The 19,044-nt window shown below is 75.5% G+C and carries 16 protein-coding genes; 7 read left to right on the forward strand and 9 right to left on the reverse strand.

The features are described from left to right. The 5 genes from VGB14_18875 to VGB14_18895 form a co-directional block, all read left to right on the forward strand. The coding region (locus VGB14_18875) for a hypothetical protein (GenBank protein ID HEX9994996.1) at positions 1-279 on the forward strand (279 nt) is incomplete at its 5' end. 3 nt (positions 280-282) lie between these two features. After that, positions 283-963: a response regulator transcription factor gene (locus VGB14_18880; GenBank protein ID HEX9994997.1), complete on the forward strand. Its 681-nt coding sequence runs from the start codon at positions 283-285 to the stop codon at positions 961-963. A gap of 11 nt (positions 964-974) precedes the next feature. After that, positions 975-2,474, forward strand: a complete 1,500-nt coding sequence (locus VGB14_18885; GenBank protein ID HEX9994998.1) for a HAMP domain-containing sensor histidine kinase — start codon at positions 975-977, stop codon at positions 2,472-2,474. Then, positions 2,471-3,121 carry a GerMN domain-containing protein gene (locus VGB14_18890; GenBank protein ID HEX9994999.1) on the forward strand — a complete coding sequence of 217 codons (651 nt, stop codon included), beginning with the start codon at positions 2,471-2,473 and terminating at the stop codon, positions 3,119-3,121. The genes VGB14_18885 and VGB14_18890 overlap by 4 nt, the downstream gene beginning before the upstream one ends. A gap of 37 nt (positions 3,122-3,158) precedes the next feature. Continuing rightward, complete coding sequence (locus VGB14_18895) at positions 3,159-3,839, forward strand: MgtC/SapB family protein (GenBank protein ID HEX9995000.1); 681 nt, start codon at positions 3,159-3,161, stop codon at positions 3,837-3,839. Positions 3,840-3,871: 32 nt separating this feature from the next. Here the strand turns inward: VGB14_18895 and VGB14_18900 are convergent, their stop codons facing one another. From VGB14_18900 to VGB14_18915, 4 genes are all read right to left on the reverse strand, one after another. Then, the gene (locus VGB14_18900) at positions 3,872-4,570 is read right to left on the reverse strand and encodes a maleylpyruvate isomerase family mycothiol-dependent enzyme (protein ID HEX9995001.1); all 699 of its coding nucleotides are present in this window, start codon (positions 4,568-4,570) and stop codon (positions 3,872-3,874) included. After that, positions 4,567-5,328, reverse strand: coding sequence for a class I SAM-dependent methyltransferase (locus tag VGB14_18905; GenBank protein HEX9995002.1), 762 nt, complete (start codon positions 5,326-5,328; stop codon positions 4,567-4,569). The genes VGB14_18900 and VGB14_18905 overlap by 4 nt, the downstream gene beginning before the upstream one ends. Next, positions 5,329-6,357, reverse strand: a complete 1,029-nt coding sequence (locus tag VGB14_18910; GenBank protein HEX9995003.1) for a 6-phosphofructokinase — start codon at positions 6,355-6,357, stop codon at positions 5,329-5,331. It abuts the gene before it with no gap. Positions 6,358-6,431: 74 nt separating this feature from the next. Further along, positions 6,432-9,770 (reverse strand): S8 family serine peptidase, encoded by a 3,339-nt coding sequence (locus VGB14_18915; protein HEX9995004.1) that lies wholly within the window; start codon positions 9,768-9,770, stop codon positions 6,432-6,434. Between the two features lie 234 nt (positions 9,771-10,004). Here VGB14_18915 and glpK point away from each other — a divergent pair, with 234 nt between their 5' ends. Further along, positions 10,005-11,486, forward strand: coding sequence for a glycerol kinase GlpK (gene glpK / locus VGB14_18920; GenBank protein ID HEX9995005.1), 1,482 nt, complete (start codon positions 10,005-10,007; stop codon positions 11,484-11,486). Positions 11,487-11,541: 55 nt separating this feature from the next. Here glpK and VGB14_18925 read toward each other — a convergent pair whose 3' ends face one another. Beyond that, positions 11,542-12,285 (reverse strand): lysophospholipid acyltransferase family protein, encoded by a 744-nt coding sequence (locus VGB14_18925; GenBank protein HEX9995006.1) that lies wholly within the window; start codon positions 12,283-12,285, stop codon positions 11,542-11,544. A 90-nt stretch (positions 12,286-12,375) separates the two neighbouring features. Between VGB14_18925 and VGB14_18930 the strand changes: the two genes are divergently transcribed. Next, positions 12,376-12,960 carry a TetR/AcrR family transcriptional regulator gene (locus tag VGB14_18930; protein ID HEX9995007.1) on the forward strand — a complete coding sequence of 195 codons (585 nt, stop codon included), beginning with the start codon at positions 12,376-12,378 and terminating at the stop codon, positions 12,958-12,960. 6 nt (positions 12,961-12,966) lie between these two features. On the opposite strand, the gene VGB14_18935 is transcribed toward VGB14_18930, so the two are convergent. The 4 genes from VGB14_18935 to VGB14_18950 all read right to left on the reverse strand — a co-directional run. Next, positions 12,967-14,142, reverse strand: coding sequence for an aminotransferase class I/II-fold pyridoxal phosphate-dependent enzyme (locus VGB14_18935; GenBank protein HEX9995008.1), 1,176 nt, complete (start codon positions 14,140-14,142; stop codon positions 12,967-12,969). Between the two features lie 27 nt (positions 14,143-14,169). Continuing rightward, positions 14,170-15,135, reverse strand: a complete 966-nt coding sequence (locus VGB14_18940; GenBank protein HEX9995009.1) for an ROK family protein — start codon at positions 15,133-15,135, stop codon at positions 14,170-14,172. 5 nt (positions 15,136-15,140) lie between these two features. After that, on the reverse strand, positions 15,141-16,256 hold the full coding sequence (locus tag VGB14_18945; protein HEX9995010.1) for a hypothetical protein: 1,116 nt from the start codon (positions 16,254-16,256) through the stop codon (positions 15,141-15,143). A gap of 39 nt (positions 16,257-16,295) precedes the next feature. Then, positions 16,296-19,044 (reverse strand): hypothetical protein (locus VGB14_18950; GenBank protein ID HEX9995011.1); only part of this gene is annotated, 2,749 nt, incomplete at its 5' end.

The following is a 19,044-nucleotide window of genomic DNA, read 5'->3' on the forward strand; positions in this document are numbered from 1 at the left end:
TTGGAGGTCACCTCGGTGGACGGCGTCGTGGTCATCGCCGTCTCGGGGCTCCTCGACGCCGAGGCCGGCGCGGCCCTCGTCCGCGCCGCCCGGCACGCCGCGGAGGGCGCGCCCACCCGCCTCGACATCGACCTCCAGTGCCTCGACGGGTTCACCGACGAGGGCGCCGCCGCGCTCGTCACGTGCCGCGACGTCGGCAACGCGCTGGCCGAGGGGCTGCACTACCGCACGGGAAGGGGTGCCGGCCGCGACGCCCTGCTCGCCGCCTATGCTCGCTGAGCAGTGGCGACGCGGATCCTGACCGTCGAGGACGACGAGCGCATCCGCACCGCGGTCAAGCTCGCCCTCGAGGACGAGGGCTGGTCGGTGGAGGAGGCCGAGGACGGCGAGGCCGCGCTGGAGGCCTTCGGGCGCCGCCCGGCCGACGTCGTGCTCATCGACATCATGCTCCCCGGGATCGACGGGTTCGAGGTGTGCCGGTCCATCCGGCGGGCGAGCGACGTGCCCATCGTGATGGTGACGGCCAGGGCGGACACCCACGACGTGGTCGCCGGGCTCGAGGCCGGCGCCGACGACTACCTCACCAAGCCGTTCGCCCCGAAGGAGCTGTCGGCCCGCATCCGGGCCCTGCTCCGCCGGGCCAGGGCCAGCGACCCCGGCGGGTCCCACCTCCGCTTCGGCGACCTCGAGATCATCCCGGACGAGGGCGTGGTGCGGAAGGCCGGCCGCGAGGTCCACCTGACGAAGACCGAGTTCCGCCTGCTGGTCGAGCTGGCCTCGAGCCCCGGGCGGGTGTTCAGCCGCGAGGTCCTCCTCGAGCGGGTGTGGGGCTACGGCTACTTCGGCGACGGGCGCCTGGTCGACGTCCACGTCCGCCGGCTGCGGACCAAGGTCGAGAACGACCCGGCCAACCCGCGGCACGTGGTCACCGTCCGAGGGCTCGGCTACAAGCTCCAGGTGTGACCGTGGCCGCGGTGCCGGCACGGCGTCGCGCCGCGGTCGACACGCTGGCCGCCCGGCTCGAGCCGCTCCGCCCGTCCCGCCGCTTCGGCGTGCGGGCCCGGCTGATCTTCGCGTTCGCCCTCGGCTCGTTCCTGTCCTCGGCCCTGCTCGCCGGGGTCACGTGGGCGCTGGTGCGGGACAACCTCATCGACTCCCGGGTGAACGCCGCCCTCCAGCAGGTCTTCGACAACGCAAAGGAGGTGCTCGACACCCTCCCCCAGCTGACCGACGACCGCGAGATCCCGGACCTGCTGCGCGACCTCGGCGCCTCCCCCGAGGGCTCCCGGCCCATCCTCGTCCGCGACGTGCAGCCCATCCCGGCCTTCGCCGAGTTCGGCATCGAGTCCATCCCCGTGAGCCTCCGCCGCGTCGTCGAGGCCGGGCGGCCGGGCCGCATGCGCTACACGATCGAGGGCGACCCCAACCTGGCCGTGGGCGTGCCGCTCCAGTCCGTCGACGCCGAGTACTACGAGATCGTCTCGCTGGCCGAGCTGGACGACACCCTCAACTCGCTGTCCGTGGCGCTCATCGCCGCCGGCCTGCTCACGACGCTGACGGGGGCGGCGATCGGCTGGTTCGTCAGCCGCCGGGTGCTGCGCCCCCTCGCCGAGGTCGGCCACGCCGCCGAGGCGATCGCCGGGGGCAACCTCGACACCCGCCTGGAGGCGAGGCGCGACCCCGACCTCGCCCCGCTGGCGGCCTCGTTCAACGAGATGGCCCAGGCCCTCCAGGACCGCATCGAGCGCGACGCCCGCTTCGCCAGCGACGTGAGCCACGAGCTGCGGTCGCCGCTCATGACCCTGGCCGCGTCGATCGAGGTGCTCCAGGCCCGCAGGGACGAGATGCCCGACCGCGCCCAGCGGGCCCTCGACCTGCTGGTGGCCGACGTCGCCCGGTTCCAGACCCTGGTCGAGGACCTGCTCGAGATCTCCCGCATCGACGCCGGCGCCGCCCGCCTCCAGCTCGACGAGGTGCTCCTGCCCGAGCTCGTCATGCAGGCGGTGGCGGCCAGCACCGACGCCGACGTGCCCGTGAGCGTCGACGCCGGCATCGCCGACCTCGTGGTCGAGGCGGACAAGCGCCGCCTCGTGCGGGTGATCGCCAACCTCGTCGACAACGCCGCGAAGTACGGCGCCGGGGCCACCGCCGTCACCCTCCGCCAGGTGCCCGGCGGGGTCGAGATCGCGGTCGAGGACCGGGGGCCGGGGGTGCCGCCCGACGAGCGGGAGCGGGTGTTCGAGCGGTTCGCGAGGGGCGGTGAGGCCGGCCGGCGGGGCAGCGGCGAGGGGGTGGGGCTCGGCCTCGCGCTCGTGGCCGAGCACATCCGGCTCCACGGGGGCACGGTGTGGGTCGAGGGCCGCAGGGACGGCCAGACCGGCGCCCGGTTCGTGGTCCGCCTGCCCGTGCTGGCCGGCGGGGGCGAGGAGCCGACGGCCCAGCTGCCGGTGGTCGACGTGGGGTCGATGGCGTGAGGCGGCACCGGTTCGCCCCGCTGATGGCCGTGCTCGTCGCCCTGGCCGTGGCCGCTGCCGCCTGCGGGGTGCCGGCCGACGACCAGGCCAGGCCGATCCCCGACGACGCCCTGCCCTTCGACCTGTCCCCGCCCGTCTCCGGCGACCAGCCGGCCACCAGCGGGCCGTTCACCGAGGTCGTCTACTTCTACGACGCCGGCATCGAGCGCCTCGTGCCCGTGCAGCGGCCGGTGGAGGCCAGGTTCTCGGTCGAGGACCGGCTGAACGCCCTGCTCGGCGGGCTCGTCCAGGAGGACATCGACCGCAGCCTGGCCACGTTCCTGGCCGACGGCACGGCCCTCGCCTCGCCGCCCGAGATCGTCGAGAACCGGGTGGTCGTGCTCGACTTCAACGGCGCCTTCACCGAGGGCCAGGCCAACGACGACCACCGCAAGGCCGTCGCCCAGGTGGTGTGGACGGTCACCGACATCGAGGGCATCAGCGCCGTGCTGTTCGAGCGCAACGGCGAGGTCCAGCGGGAGGTGAACGGCGACGGCGAGCAGGTGGCCGGGCCGCTCAACCGGTCCGACTTCCTCGGCCTGGGCCCGGCCGTCCCCTCCCCCCGGTCGACGACGACCACCGGCACCTCCGTCCCCGGCGGCGGATGACGCCGGGTCGCCGGCCCGGCGGTTAGTTTCCGCCGTCGTGGACTTCGACGCCGACGTCATCGGGCGGGTGGCGGCCGCCGTCGCCCTGGGCGCGATCGTGGGGTTCGAGCGCGAGGTGGCCGACCAGCCGGCCGGGCTGCGCACCCACATCTCGGTGGCGCTCGGCGCCTGCCTGTTCGGCATCGTCTCCACGCTCGGGTTCCTCGAGTTCCGCTCGCCGCGCGCGCCGTCGAACATCCAGATCGACGTCACCCGCGTCGCCTCCCAGGTGGTGGTGGGCATCGGTTTCCTCGGCGCCGGCGTGATCTTCCGCCAGGGCAACACCGTGCGGAACCTGACGACGGCGGCCAGCCTGTGGGTGACGGCGGCCATCGGCCTCGCCGTCGGCGTCGGCGACATCGGCACCGCGCTGGTGACGACGATCGCGCTGACCGGCAGCCTCGCCGTCCTCCGGCCCCTGCGGGCCGCCATCCGCCGCTGGCTCCAGCGCGACCGCCGGCGCATCAAGGTGATCCTCCGCCCCGGCGCCGAGCCCGGCGACGCCGTCAGCGCCCTCCACGGCCTCGACGGGGTCGAGGTCCACTCGCTCAGCGTCGCCAAGGCCGGCGGGGCGTTCGTGCTGTACGCCAACGTGCGCAGTGCGCCGCACGTCGTCCTCGACGACCGCCTCGGCGCCATCGCCCGCCGCGACGACGTCGACACCCTCGCCGACGCCTGAGCGGCGGCCCCGGCGCCCGGCGCAGGCGGTCGCTAGGGGCCGACGGGGCGGTCCGGCCAGCCCATCGGGGGGAGGAGCCAGCCGTCGAGGTGGGGGCCGGGGTCGCCCCGCCAGCGGAGGGCGGCCACCTCCTCCCTCGTCCGCCGGCCGCCGAGCGCCCGCCACAGCTCGAACGGCTCGGCCTCGACCTCGTCGGGGTCGTCGCCCCGGCCCACGTCCCACGACCGCAGCCCGGTGGCCACCACCCGCAGGGGCGGCGCGCCGGCGGCCGAGGCGGCGAGGCGCAGCGACCCGATCGAGAGGGCGAGGCAGCGGGCCACCGTCGCCGGGTCGACGGCCCCGCCGGCGCCGAGCGCGGCGCGGGCGTCGGCCTCGTGGGCGGCCACGTCGAACAGCACCAGCAGCGGCAGCGGGGCGACGGTCCCCGCGCTCCTCGCCGGGTCGGCCACCGCGGTCGCGAACGCCGGCATCAGCGCCTCCCACCGGGCGAGGAGCTCGGCGGTCGGCCGGCCCCGGCCGGCGGCGACCTGGGCCGCCGTCCAGGGCGGGGTGCCGTAGCCGTCGACCCGCCCCTCGACGACGTCCTCGGCCAGGCCGGCCAGGTGGGCGACCAGGTCGTGGACCGACCAGCCCGGGCAGGCAGGCACGGGCACCGCGGGGTCGCCCGCCGCCACCAGCGCGGCCAGCCGCCGCCGGCAGCCGTCGTAGGCGGCGACGTCCTCGGCGCTCACGCCGCCCGCTCGTAGACGGACACGGCCGACCCGGCGGCGGCGGTGAACGGCTCCCGGCCCCACCCCGCCCACCGGTCGCGGCGGCGCAGGCCGGCCAGCCGGGCCATCAGGTCGAGCTCGGCCGGCCAGGCGTAGCGGAGCCGGACGGGCTGGAGGCGGGTGCCGGCCTCGGTCAGCACCACGTGGCTGGCCTCCACCGTCTGGGCGACGGGGTCGTGGACGCTGACGTCGAGCACGACCCGGTCGAGGTCGACGCTCACCACCCCGACGCTCCTGCCCGTCGTGCGGTACCTGGCCAGGTCGGGGACGAACCCCTCGACCACGAACAGGCCGCCGTCGTCGAGGCGGGCGGCCACGTTGGCCACGCAGCGGACCTGGTCGTCCTGGCTGGCGAGGGCGAAGAACGTGTTGAAGGCGACGAACACGAGCGAGAACGGGCCGTCCACGCCCACGTCGGCGAAGTCCCCGATGGTGACGGCCACGCGGTCGCCGCCCGGCTTGGCCGACAGCCGCTCCACCATGGCCGGCGAGGCGTCGATGCCGGACACGTCGAGCCCGGTGGCGGCCAGCGGCAGGGCCAGGCGCCCCGTGCCGACGCCGAGCTCGAGGACCCGCCCCCCGCCGCCCTCGGCCGCGAGCGCGGCGAGCGCGGCGACGGCCCGGTCGGTGCCGGCGGCGTCGAGGCCGGGCCGCGCCGCGTGCCACTCGTCGTAGACGTCGGCGATGCGCTCGCCGTACGTCTCGGGGCCGTACTCCACTCAGCCGAAGAAGACGCGGGCGACGTCGTACAGGGCCGGGTCGACCAGCTTGAGCTCGCCGACGGCCTCGTCGAGGGGCACGCGGACGATCAGCCCGCCCCGCAGCGCGACCATCCGGCCGAAGTCGCCGTCGTGGACGGCGTCGATGGCGGCCACCCCGAACCGGGTGGCGAGCACCCGGTCGAAGGCGGTCGGCGTCCCGCCCCGCTGGACGTGGCCGAGCACGATGGCCCGTGTCTCGTAGCCGGTGCGCTGCTCGATCTCGGCCGCCAGGGCGGTGCCGATGCCGCCCAGCCGCACGTGGCCGAACTGGTCGACCTCGCCCGACGCGGTCGCGACCGTCCCCTCCTTGGGCGTGGCCCCCTCGGCCACGACCACGATCGACGCGTACCGGCCGGCCTCGTGGCGGTGGACGATGGCCTCGCACACGGCCTGCACGTCGAAGGGCTCCTCGGGGATCAGGACCATGGTGGCCCCGCCGGCGATCCCGGACCACACCGCGATGTGGCCGGCGTGGCGGCCCATCACCTCCACGACCATCACCCGGTCGTGGGACTCGGCCGTCGTGTGCAGGCGGTCGATGGCGTCGACGCAGATCTGCACGGCCGTGTCGAACCCGAAGGTGAGCTCGGTGGCCGACAGGTCGTTGTCGATGGTCTTCGGCACGCCGACCACCGGCACGCCCTCGGCGGCCAGCTTGGCGGCCACCCCGAGCGTGTCCTCGCCGCCGATGGCCACGAGCGCGTCGACCCCGAGCGACGAGAGCGTGTCCCGCACCCGGTCGACCCCGCCCTCCACCTTGTAGGGGTTGGTGCGCGACGACCCGAGGATGGTGCCGCCCCTCGGCAGGGTGCCCCGCAGCCGCTCGACGCTGACCGGCATCGTCAGGTTCTCGATCACCCCGCGCCAGCCGTCGCGGAACCCCACCAGGTCGTCGCCGTAGTGGCGCTCGCCCTTGCGGGTGACGGCCCGGAGCACGGCGTTCAGGCCGGGGCAGTCACCGCCCCCGGTGAGCATCCCGACTCGCATGGGGACACCCTAGGCGCGGCGGGGCCCGGCCCCCCGAGGGAGGCCGGGCCCGGATCGCCGTGCTCGGGTGCGGGTCAGCGCACCCGGATGGTGTCCACCTCGCTGGCCGTGCCGAGGATGGCCGGCGAGCGCACGTCCGTGCGGACGGTCGCGTTGCCGACCGAGCCACCGCGGACGGTCAGGGTGTACTGGAGGGCCTCACCAGGGGCGCCCGGCGTGCTGACGATGCGCTGGGGCTCCTCGGGGACGGTGTGGATGTCCTCACCGCCGGTCCCGGCCGAGTTCTCGGCACCGATGGACAGGCCCATCTCCTCGGGCGGCTGCGTCAGGTTGTCGAAGTCGTAGCCGTAGGAGACGTCCTCCTCACCGTTGATCCCGAGCCACAGCTGGAAGACCTCCTGGGTCTCCGTGCCGAACAGCTCGAGGCGCCACTCGATGACGACCCAGGCGTCGCCCGTCTCGTCGTCGGCGAGGATCAGCGCCCCGATGCCCTCGGCGTCGGTGCCCTCGAGGTCGGTCCAGAACGGGGCGATGACCCCGTTGGGCCGCTCGGGGTCGGGCATGTCCTGCGGCGGGCAGCAGACGATGTCCTCGCCGCCCTGCACGCCGCCGGCCACCGCGTAGCCGTTGGACGTGACGCCGAGCGACGTGAACGTCTCACCGGCGAACTCGAACGCGGGGAGGTCGAAGTTGATCGCCTCCTCGTCGCCGATGGCCTCGAACTCGGCGCCGAAGGCGTCGAGGGGGAGGTAGTTGCCGGCCGGCGTGGTGCCCGGCTCGATGGTGGGGTTGCCGAGCTGGCGACCGGCGAGGCTCTGGTCGGACGCGGTGACGGTCCGGCCGTCCACCTTGCTGGCGCCGGTGACCCGGACGACCCGCAGCTGCTCGCTCACCCTCGTCGTGGCGTCGACCGGGGTGTTGCTGAGCGAGTTGTTGGTGACGGTGACCTCGCAGGTGGTGCTGTCGCCGGTGTTGATGCGGCTGTCGGCGCACTCCTGGTCGAGGACGATGTTGCCCTGGCTGCGGGTCCACACGACCGGCAGGTGCAGGTCACGCTCGCTGCCCTGGCGGTCGAGCTGGATCTCCGCGAACACCGTCGTGCCCACCGGCAGGGTGATCGACGACAGCGTGATGTCCAGGCGGATGGTCGCCCCGGGGGCGATCGTGAACCGGGACGGGGAGACGCGGACCGAGGCGCCGTGCGGCGCCGCCGTCCTGACGTTGTAGGTCAGGGCCCGGCTCGTCACGTTCTGGGCGTACCGCTGGGTCGTGATCTCCCCGGCGTTGCCGCTGGCGTACACCGACGGCAGGTTCAGGTCGATCCGGTGCAGCGGGTCCGTCGCCGAGGCGGCGTAGTTGGCCGCCGACTCGTCGAAGGTGAGGCCCGGGTCGCCGGCCTTGGTCAGGTCGACGCGGCCGGCGCCGAAGTCGAAGGGATCGGCCGGAGTGGTCTCGTCCTCCTTGACGACGCCCTGGTAGGCGGTGGTCATGAGGGCGGACTTGATCTGGCCGGGGCCCCACGACGGGTGCAGGGCCCGGAGCAGGATGCCGGAGCCGGCGATGTGCGGCGACGACATGGACGTGCCGGCGATGGCCTGGAACAGCTCGCCCGGGGGACCCTCGACGATGCTCTCGGGGGTCGGGGTGGTGCCGGCCAGGATCTGGACGCCGGGGGCGGTGATGTCCGGCTTCAGGAAGTCGCCGGCCGGGCCGCGGGACGAGAAGGCGGCCATGACGTCGCCCTGGCCGTCGACGGGGATGCCGGCGGTGAACGTCGCCATCGCGTCGGGGTGCGCCTCGACGTAGGCGAGCACCTCGTCGCCCTGGGGCTGGTTGATGTGGACGGTCGGGAGCCAGTGGTTGTCGGTCTCGGTGTCCTGCACCACCGGGTTGATCAGCAGCATGCCGACCGCGCCGCCCTGGAGGACGTTGTAGCCCTTCTCCACCCGGGCGTTGGTGCCACGCATGCAGATGACGATCTCGCCCTCGAACGTGCCGGGCGGGGCCTCGACCGGGCAGATCATCGCGTCCTCGGCGTCGCCGCCGGCGGCCTCGACGTACGCGGGGTCCTCCCACGCGAGGACGACCGGGTGCGGGGTGCCGACCCCGTCGGTGATCGTGTTGCCGTGGACCGTCAGCGTCTCGCCGTTGGTCAGGGTGACCTCGGACTGGAACTCGCGGCGCTGGGTGGAGGCCGCGACCGTGGTGACCCACGGGCTGAGGTGGTTGGCGGTGCTGGCCCCGGGGCCGTCGTTGCCGGCCGACGTGGCGACGAACACGTTCGCCGCGTAGGCGTCGAGGAAGGCGAGCTCGACCACGTCGGTGTACGGGTTGGTGCCGCCCGAGATCGAGAAGTTGATCACGTCGGCGCCGTCACGGATGGACTCGCCGACGGCGGCGGCCGAGTCCGAGTTGAAGCAGCCCTCGGCCCCGCAGACCTTGTAGGCCATGACGTAGGCGCCGGGGGCGATGCCGTTGATCGGGCCGCGGTCGACGCCGAACACGGGCACGTCCTGCACGAAGCCGCCGGCGGCGGTCGTCGTGGTGTGGGTGCCGTGGCCGTTCGAGTCGCGGGCCGTGTTCGGGTAGACCTCCTCGCCCGGGTTCAGGGCGTTGTAGGTCTGGAGGAACGGCTCACCGGCGATCAGCTTGTTGTTGCAGCGGTACCGGTCGATCTGCGGCGTGAGCGGGTTGTCCCCGAACTTGCAGGTCCGGGTGGTCCCGTCGGGACGGGGGCCGGGCGGCGCGAGGTCGCCCTCGTCGGCGAAGGACGGGTGCTCGGGCCACACGCCCGAGTCCAGGTCGGCGAAGTACACGCCCTGGCCGGCGAGGCGGCCGCCGCCGAGGAGGCGGTACAGGGTGTCGGCGCCGATGAAGCTCGGGCTGGAGTCGGTCTGGAGCTGCGCGAGCGCGTCACGCTGCACGGCCACGACGCCGGGGATGGCGAGGATGGCCTCGATCGAGTTGGCCGGGACCACGGCGGCGACCCCGCCGTAGACCGTCCGCAGCGACTGGCCGATCCTGGCGCTCGGCACGGCGGCCTGCAGGGCCGACACGAACCGGCTCTCCTTGGCCGCCACGTGCGCCTCGTAGGCCTGCACGGCCGCGGAGTTGGCGTTCAGCTTGCTCCCGGTCACCGACGGGCTCGTCGGCGCCAGGCCCCGGATCCCACCCGTGTAGGTGGCGATCGAGTCGTAGTCGAGCTTCACGACCACAGCCGTCGGGGTGCTGCTCGTCTTGCCGAGCAGGCTGGGGTCCGTCCGCGCGATGCGGCTCGTCGGCGACTTCGCGCCCTCGACGGTCGTCCCCGCGGACAGGGACGAGCTCGAGAAGGCGGACTGCGCCTCGGCGACCGACGGAACGGCCAGGCTGCTCGCGGCGAGCAGGACTCCGATGGCTGCGATCAGCACCACCCGCCCGCGGCGCCTGATCGGCCTTGCATGGATCTTCACGTAGTTGGATGTCCCTTCCGCGCTGCGCTTCCCCCGTGAAAGCGACGGCGGGACATTAGGCCATCGGTATGACAGTCGCCACGGTTCGTTAACCCACCGCACCGCTGCGTGGCGGTCGCAGTGCACCGAACGCGCACCGCGGCGGGCCGCCGCCCCGCCGTACGCCCATCCCCCGGGCGCCTAGCGTGCGCCACCATGGCCGTCGTCGTCGCCGTCGACGCCGGGACCACCGGCGTCCGCTCCATCGCCGTCGATCACGAGGGCCGGCCGGCCGGGGCCTCGTACCGGGAATTCCCCCAGCACTTCCCGCGGCCGGGCTGGGTCGAGCACGACCCCGACGAGATCGTCGCCGCCGTCGACGCCACCCTGGCCGAGCTGGCCGGCACCCTCGACCAGCCCGTCGCCGCCGTCGGCCTGACCGTCCAGCGGGAGACCGTGGTCGTCTGGGACCGCCGGACCGGGCGGCCGCTGCACCGGGCCATCGTGTGGCAGGACCGGCGGACGGCCGACCGCTGCGCCGCCCTCGCCGAGGCCGGCCACCTCCCCCTCGTGCGGGAGGCGACCGGGCTCGTGCTCGACCCGTACTTCTCGGCCACCAAGCTGGCCTGGCTGCTGACCGAGGGCGGGGTCGAGGCCTCACCCGACCTCGCCGCCGGCACCGTCGACGCCTGGCTCCTCTGGCACCTGACCGGCGGCGCCGTCCACGCCACCGACCCGACCAACGCCAGCCGCACCCTGCTCTACGACCTGCGCACGAGGGCCTGGTCGGACGAGCTGTGCGACGTGTTCGGCGTCCCCGCCGGGTGCCTGCCCGAGGTCCGCCCGACGAGCGGCCGGTTCGGGGTGACCGCGGCGGGGTGCCCGCTCGGCGCCGGCATCCCGGTCGCCGGCACGGTCGGCGACCAGCAGGGCGCGCTCTTCGGCCAGGCCTGCTTCGAGCCGGGGATGACGAAGAACACCTACGGCACCGGGTCGTTCGTGCTGATGAACGTCGGCCCGGACGTCCCCCCGCCGGTCGAGGGCCTGCTCACGACCGTCGCCTGGCAGATCGGCGACCGCACCGACTACGCCCTCGAGGGCGCCGTCTTCGTCACCGGCGCGGCGATCCAGTGGCTGCGGGACGGGCTGGCGGTCATCGGGTCGGCGGCCGAGGTCGGGCCGCTGGCCGAGTCGTGCCCGGACAGCGAGGGCGTGGTCGTCGTGCCCGCCTTCACCGGGCTCGGCAGCCCGTGGTGGGACCCCTACGCCAGGGGGACCGTGCTCGGGATCACGAGGGGGACGACGAGGGCCCACCTGGCCAGGGCCGTCGTCGAGTCGATGGCGTTCCAGACGAGGGACGTGGTCGACGCCATGGTGGCGGCCGCCGGCCGGCCGGTCGCCGCCCTGCGGGCCGACGGCGGCGCCTCGGTGATGGACCTGCTCCTCCAGCTCCAGGCCGACCAGCTGCAGGTGCCGGTGGCCCGGCCGCAGGTGCAGGAGACGACGGCCATGGGCGCCGCCTACTTGGCCGGGCTGGCCGAGGGGGTGTGGTCCTCGCTGGACGAGGTGGCGGCGAACTGGCGCCTCGACGCCGAGTTCGAGCCGAAGGCGAGCCGCGCCGCGGCCGACACGGCCCACCGCCGCTGGCTCCGCGGGGTCGAGCGGGCGAGGGGCTGGGAGCCGGCCGGCTCGCCGTAGCCGGTACCGGCGCGGGCCGCGTCGGCCGCCGGTGGGGTGGCCGTCGCGGCCGGCGTCAGCCGGCGATGGCGCCGACCGGCTCCAGCCGCCGGTCGTCGTCGGACGGGGTGGCGAGCGCCGGCACCCTCGCCGGCACCTCCGGCTCGGCCGACTCCCCCCGCTTGGCGTAGCGGTTGACGTACTCCTGGCCCGACAGCGCCCGGATCTCGAACATGATCTCGTCGGTGATCTGGCGCAGCACCAGCGGGTCGGTCGCCCGGTCCCGGTAGCGGCCGAAGTCGAGCGGGGCGCCGATGCGGATCGTCACCGGCACCCACGGCGTCACCGTGCGGGACCCGATCTCCTGCACCCGGTCGGTGTTCACCATGGCGACGGGCAGGACGGGCACGTCGCAGCGCAGCGCCAGCCGGGCGACGCCGGTGCGGCCCTTGTAGAGCCGCCCATCGGGCGAGCGGGTGCCCTCCGGGTAGATGCCGAACAGCCCGCCGGCCTCCAGCACCTCGGCGGCGGCGTCGAGGGCGGCGGCCGACGCCGACCCGCCGCCCCGCTTGATCGGGATCTGGCCGACGGCCCGGAAGAACCACGCCGTCTTCGGGTTCTCGAAGTACTCGGCCTTGGCGACGAAGGTGATGCGGCGGGACAGGACCGCCGGGAGGAAGAACGAGTCGCACACCGCGAGGTGGTTGGAGGCGAGGATCGCCGCGCCGGACGCCGGCACGTGCTCGAGGCCCTCCACCCTGATCCGGTAGAAGAACCGGAACACGGGGAGCAGGATCGCCTTCACCAGCCGGTAGGCCACGACGGCGCAGGCTAGTGGGTGGTCCCCGGCGGCCGGGCGGGCCGTCCCCGGTCCCGGACCCGCTGGTCAAGTGGCGGTAGCCTCGGGCAGATGAACCGGCGGCTCACGGCCAGGGGGCGGGAGCGGAGGCGCCAGCTGATGGCCTACGCCGCCGCCCGCTTCGCCGAGAACGGGTACCACCCCACCTCGGTCGCCGAGATCGTCCAGGGGCTCGGCGTCGGCAAGGGCGTCTTCTACTGGTACTTCTCCTCGAAGGAGGAGCTGTTCGTCGAGATCCTGCGGGAGTCCCAGCAGGACCTGCGGCGGCGCCAGGAGCAGGCCATCGGCGACGAGCCCGACCCGCTCCGGCGCATCGAGCTCGGCATCCGGGCGTCGATGGCCTGGGCCGAGGAGCACCGGGACGTGTACCGGCTGTTCCAGTTCGCGGCCACCGAGGAGCGCTTCGCCCCGTCGCTGCGCCGGGGCCAGGAGGTGCTCGTCGCCGACGCCGCCCGCCACGTGAAGGAGGGCATCGTGGACGGCGTCATCCACGACGCCGACCCGATCGTGCTGGCCCACGCCATCCTCGGGGTGACGAGCCACCTGGCCCGCTCCCTCGTCCACGAGCGGGGCGAGCCGGCCGGCGACGTGGCCGACGTGGCCGTCGCCTTCTGCCTCGGCGGCCTCAGGGGCTGACCCCGGCTAGCCCAGCTTGGTCAGCGCCCGGCGGAGGTTCCTCGTCGCCTGGGCGATGCGCTGCTCGTTCTCGATCAGCGCGAACCGCACGTGGCCGTCGCCACCGGGGCCGAACCCCACGCCGGGGGACACGGCGACGTGGGCGTCGCGCACGAGGAACGAGGCGAACTCGATCGACCCCATCTCCCGGTAGGGCTCGGGGATCGGGGCCCACACGAACATCGTCCCCCTGGGCCGGGCCACGTCCCAGCCGATGCGGTTCAGCCCGTCGCACAGGGCGTTGCGGCGGCTCTCGTAGACCTCCCGCACCAGCTTCGGGAACTCCGGCGCCTCGTTCAGGGTGACGGTGGCCGCGATCTGGATGGGCTGGAAGGTGCCGTAGTCGAGGTACGACTTGAGGCGGCCGAGGCCGGCCACCACCTCGCGGTTGCCGACCACGAACGCCACCCGCCAGCCGGCCATCGAGAAGGACTTGGTCAGCGAGTACAGCTCGACGGCCACCTCCTTCGCGCCGTCGACCTCGAGGATCGACGGGGGCGACCAGCCGTCGAAGCCGAGGTCGGCGTAGGCGAAGTCGTGGACGAGCAGCACCTCGTGCTCGCGGGCGAAGTCGACCACCCGGCGCATGAACGCGAGGTCCACGCAGGCGGTGGTCGGGTTGTGCGGGAACGACAGGACGATGACCCTGGGCTTGGGCCACGAGTACGTCCAGGCCTCGAGGAGCCGCTCGAACCAGTCCACGTCGGTGCCGAGCGGCACCTCGCGCACGTCGGCCCCGGCGAACAGCGGCCCGTAGATGTGGATCGGGTACGACGGCGACGGCACCAGGGCGGCGTCGCCCGGCTGGAGGAGCACCCACATCAGGTGGGAGAAGCCCTCCTTGGCGCCGATCGTGTTGATCACCTCGGTCTCCGGGTCGAGCTCGACGCCGAAGCGGCGGAGGTACAGGTCGGCGACGGCCTGGCGGAGCTTCGGGATGCCCCGGCTGGCGGAGTACCGGTGGTTCCGGGGGTTGCGGGCCGCCTCGGCCAGCTTGTCGACGGCCACCTCGGGCGACGGGAGGTCCGGGTTGCCGAAGCCGAGGTCGACGACGTCCGCGCCCTGCCGGCGGGCCGCCACCTTCAGCCCGTCGATGATCGTGAAGACGTAGGGCGGCAGGTTCGTGATCCGGCGCAGCTCCATGCCCCCACCGTAGGGCGGGGCCGACGGTCAGCCGGGAGCGAGGTCGCTCGCCCGGTCCCGGCCGAGCAGGGCGGCGCCGACGGCACCCGCCCGCGGCCCGAGCACGGTCCCGACGATGCGCACGTCGCCCCGCTCCTCGCCACCCATCACCACCTCGGCGAAGGCCCGCCTCGTCGGCGCGAGGACGAGCTCGGCGGCCGCGGCCAGGCCGCCGCCGAGGACCACGACCTCGGGGTCGAGGATGGCGACGAGGTTGGCGACGCCGAGCGCGATCCACCAGCCGAACCGCTCGAGGACGGCGAGCGCCTGCTCGTCCCCCTCGGCGGCGGCCGCGGTCACCTGCTCGCCCCGCACGTCCTCCGGGTCGCCGCCGGCCAGCTCGACGACCCGGGCGGCCAGGCCGGCGTGGGCCGCCTCCCTGGCCAGCCGGCCGAGCCCGCTCCCCGACCCGAACCGCTCCCAGCAGCCCCGCCGCCCGCACGGGCAGGCCGGCCCGCTCGGGTCGACGACCATGTGGCCAGGCTCGCCGCCGAAGCCGTGGCCGCCCCGCACGAGCGTCCCGTTGGCGATCAGGCCGCCGCCGATGCCGGTGCCCAGGGTGAGGACGACGGCGTCGGACACGCCGCGCGCCGCCCCGAGCTGGAACTCGCCCCACGCCGCGCAGGTGGCGTCGTTGTCCACGGCGACCGGCACGCCGAGCCGCCGGCCGAGCCCCTCGGTGAAGTTGACGCCGGCGCCGCCCGGCAGGTTGGGCCCGACCCGCAGCACGCCCGTCCGGTCGACCAGGCCGGGGATGCCGGCCCCGGCGGCGGCGGCGGGCACCGAGCGGGCCTGGAGCTCGGCGCCGAGCCCGGCGGCCGCGTCGAGCACGGCGTCGCCGCCGGCCGGCGTGGGCACCTTGCCCTCGGCCAGCACCGTCCCCGTCTCGTCGACCACGACCCCGAGGATCTTCGTGCCGCCGACGTCGAGCCCCAGCCAGCCGCCGGCGGCCACGGCCGTCAGTAGCGGAGGAGCGCGCCGATGCGCCCCAGGACGTCGAGGTCGGCGCAGTCCACGCACAGGTCGACGCGGCAGGACTGGGCGAGGGCCTCGTCCACCGCCTCCTCGACCACGTCGCCCACCTTCGTCATCTCCGCCCCGCACACCGGGCAGCGCCGGCCCCTCGTGGCCAGGGACCCGCACGCCGCGCACCGCCAGCCGGTCGCCTCGTAGCCGCTCGACACGAGGAGGTGGTCGACCCGCCGCTGGCCGAGGGCCTCGAGCACGGGGGCGAGGCCGGCGACGGCCCGCCGGCCGGTGGCGACGGCCTCCCGCAGCCGCTCGACCAGCTCCTGTTCGCGGCGGCGCTCCTGGCGCAGCTCAACGGCGGCGGCCGCCGCCCGCACCTCGTCGATCGTGGCGCCCACCCCGAGCGGCACCCGGTCGGCCAGCCGGGCCCGCAGGTACGGGTGGAGGAGCGTCTCCAGCTCGGCGGCGATCTCGTCGGACGCCCCGATGGAGAGGTGCTGGAACCCGGTGGCCTGCCACACGGCGAAGGCCTGGGCGGCGGCGTGGCGGAGGTGGCGGTCGGCCAGGGCCTCGACGTGGCCGACGGGCTCGCCCCGCTCCTGGTGGCCACGTTCGTCCCAGTCCCGCGGGAGCTCGTCGGTCACCTCGTCCTGGTTCACCAGCTCGCCCAGCTCGAACACGAACACCCTGGACCGGCGGCGGTCGGCCAGCAGCACGGCCGCCTTCTCGTACTCCCGCACCAGCCGCTCGAGCTGCGCGACGGCCGGCGCCGCGTTCACCACCACCTGGCTGCGCACCGCCACCGGCAGGTGGAACACCTCCCACAGGCCGTGGGCCGAGCAGGCGAAGAAGGCGATGCCCCTCGTCCTCGACCGGTCGATGCCCCCCCTGACGTGGTCCTCGATCCTCGCCACGTCGGCCAGGACGCGCCGGTCGCCGTTGGCGAGGGCCCGCCCCCGCCGCACCAGCGGCTCGAGCTCCCGCTCCACGTCCTGGCGGCGCACGAGGCGGCGGCCGTCGACGTCGAGGTAGCAGGTGACCACGGGGGCGTCGGCCCCCTTGAAGGCCGCCAGCCGGCGGATGGCGTCCTCGGTGATGGCGGCCACGGCGCCTCCAGGGGAAGACGAGAGTGGGGGTGGCCGATGCTAGGCGCTGACGGGCGCCGGCCGGACGGGCCGGACGACCGCCGCCCGGTCACGGCCGGCCCGCTCGGCCCACGAGGCCACCTCGGCGTCGTCGCCGACGTAGATCAGCTGCACGGTCGACGCCATCCGCTCCAGCCGGTCGAGCAGGTGGGACCGGGCGTTGGACGGCAGGGCGGCGAGGGCGTCGTCGACGACGAGGGGCACCGAGCCGGCGTAGGAGACCGACCGCTGGGCGGCCAGGCGGGCGAGCAGGAACCACTCGACCTCCTCGGTGGCGCCCGACCGGCGCAGCGACGAGCGCTCCGAGGCGGCGTCCTCCTCGGCCTCGGCCCACCGCTCCTGGGCGGCCGCGAACGCAGCCTGCGCCCGATGGACGGCGGCGACCGCGGCCTCCTCGGCGGCCATGGCCGCCATCAGCTTCCGCTCGAGGGCGGCCACCGCGCCGGGGTCGGCGCCCGGGTGGGACGGGGGCGGCTCCAGGTCGGCCAGCGCCGTCACCGCGGCCAGCTCGGCCTCGACCGCCTCGACCAGCCCGGCCTCCAGCCGGGCGGCCAGGGCGGCCGCCTCCTGCTCGGGGCGGGCCGCCTCGGCCACCCGCTCCTCGGCCTCGAGGATCCCGGCGGTCACGGCCCGCTCGGCCGCTGCCGCGCCCTCGAGCGCGGCGGACAGCTCGGCGACCAGCGCCTCGGCGTCGCGGTGGCGGGCCAGCCGCTGCTCGGCGGCGGCGAGGGCGGCGAGCGCCTCCTCGACGCGGGCGTCGCGCTCGTCGACCGGCGCCGGCGGGGCGGGCAGGTCGAAGGAGCGGCGGACGTCGGCCAGCTCGGCCTCGATCACCGCGAGCTCGCTGCGGACCGCGTCCCGGTCCTCGTCGCCCGACGCCGCCTGGTCGGCCAGCCAGGCCCTGGCCGTGGCCGCGAGGTGGGCGTCGTCGACGACGTACAGGCCGACCTGCTCGAGCAGCCGGCGGAGGGTGGTGGCGGCCGGGCTGGCCGTCGGCGCCCGCCGCAGGGTCCGGAGGCGGCCTTGGACGTCGTCGCCGGGGTCGTCGCCGAGCAGCTCGGCGGCCCGCTCGCGGACCGCCCGCGCCCGGTCGAGGAGGGCGCCCCGGTCGAGCTCGCTGTCGAGGGTCGCCTCGAGGGCGGCCCAGTCGTCCTCGGCGGCGGCCAGCTCGGCCCTGGCCCGGTCGAGGCGGGCCTCGGACGCCGCGTCCACGTGCAGGATCGACGTGCCGATCAGGTAGTCCGCGTAGGTCCGGAAGCCGAGCTCGTCGAGGATGCGCTGCTCCTCGGCCCTCGCCGTCTCCAGCCGGCGCTGGGCCCGGCCGCCCGAGAAGCGGCCCGACACCTTCTCCTCGGCGTCGAGCACCTCGCCGTGGGCGATCTCGAGGGCCTCGATCCGCTCGCGGTCGAGCTCGGGGAGGCGGACGGCGTCCTCGGCGGCCACCAGCTCCCGGCGGGCCACCTCCAGGCGCTGGCGGGCGGCGACGACGGCGTCCACGTCCTGGGCCCGCTCGGCGCCGACGCGGGCCAGCTCGGCGACGACCGCCTCCCACTCGTCGGCCAGGGCGACGGCCTCGGGCACGACCTGGGCCGGCGGCGGCTCGGCGGCCAGGGCGTCGAGCGCCGCCCGCACCCGGTCGGCCAGCCCGCCCGGCGACCCGAGCCGGTCGAGCAGCTCGGCCCGCCGCTGCTCCAGCCGCTCGATGTGCCCGCGCAGGGCGTCCGGGGCGATGCCGGCAGGAGCGACCGCGGTCGCCGCCGCCCCGCCCGCCCACACGGCCGGGCCGTCCGCGGCGGCGACGCCGCCCCACGGGCCCGGCGAGTCGCCGGCCCCAGCCTCGACCCGGCCGGCCCACCCGTCGCCCCCGCCCGCGCCCCGGGTCGACCCGCCGTTGCCGGCCGCAGCCCGGGCCGACCCGCCGTAACGGTCGCCGTTGCCGTCGGCCCAGGTCGACCCGCCGTGGCCGGCGCCCTCACCCCAGGCCGACCCATCGTCGCCGCCGCCCGCAGCCCAGGCCGACCCGCCGTTGCCGTCGCCGTCGACGGCCGAGCCGCCACCGCTGCTCTCGGCGGCCCACATCGACCCGCCGTTGCCGTTGCCGTCGGCCCAGGCCGACCCGCCGTCGCCGTCGCGGTCGGCGGCCGAGCGGCCCCCGGCGCCCCACCAGCCGGGCCCGCTCTCGCCGTCGGCGGTGCCGTCTCCGAGGTCGTCCCCGCCCCCGAACCGGCCGGCGCCGCCGCCGTCCGGCCCGTGCGCCCCGTCACCGTTCCGGAACCGCCCGTCGCCGGACCCGAACCGGCGGTGCGACCGGCCCCGATGCCCGTTGTCGTCCCGGGCGTGGGCGACGTCGTCCCCGCTCGCCCGCTCCAGCTCGGCCAGCCAGGCGGCGGCGGCCTCCAGCGCGGCCTCGGCCGACGGGTCTCGGTCGGCCCTCGCCCGCTCCAGCGCCCGGGCCAGCCGGGCGCACGCCTCGGCCGCCTGGCGCCGGCGGTCCCTGGCCTCGTCGAGGACGGCCTGCTCCTGCTCCCGCGCCTCCCAGGCCTCCGCGTGGGCGATCCGGGCCGCCGCGAGCCGGGCCTCGAGGTCCCGGCGGGCCAGCTCGGCGTCGACGACGGCCTGGCGGATCGCCGCCACCTCGCGCTCGTCGGGCACCGGCCTCGCGGCGACGGCGGCCCGCTCCTTGTCGAGCGCCTCCTGCGCGGCGGCCCGCACCTCCAGCGCCTCCCGGGCGTGGCGGCGGGCCTCGGCC

This window comes from Acidimicrobiales bacterium (assembly GCA_036399815.1).
Lineage (GTDB): Bacteria > Actinomycetota > Acidimicrobiia > Acidimicrobiales > DASWMK01 > DASWMK01.

Coding starts and splice junctions, on each gene's coding strand:
- VGB14_18910 (HEX9995003.1), bottom strand. CDS start 6,357: ATGCGAGTCGGGATGCTCACCGGGGGCGGTGACTGCCCCGGCCTGAAC.
- glpK (HEX9995005.1), top strand. CDS start 10,005: ATGGCCGTCGTCGTCGCCGTCGACGCCGGGACCACCGGCGTCCGCTCC.
- VGB14_18930 (HEX9995007.1), top strand. CDS start 12,376: ATGAACCGGCGGCTCACGGCCAGGGGGCGGGAGCGGAGGCGCCAGCTG.
- VGB14_18935 (HEX9995008.1), bottom strand. CDS start 14,142: ATGGAGCTGCGCCGGATCACGAACCTGCCGCCCTACGTCTTCACGATC.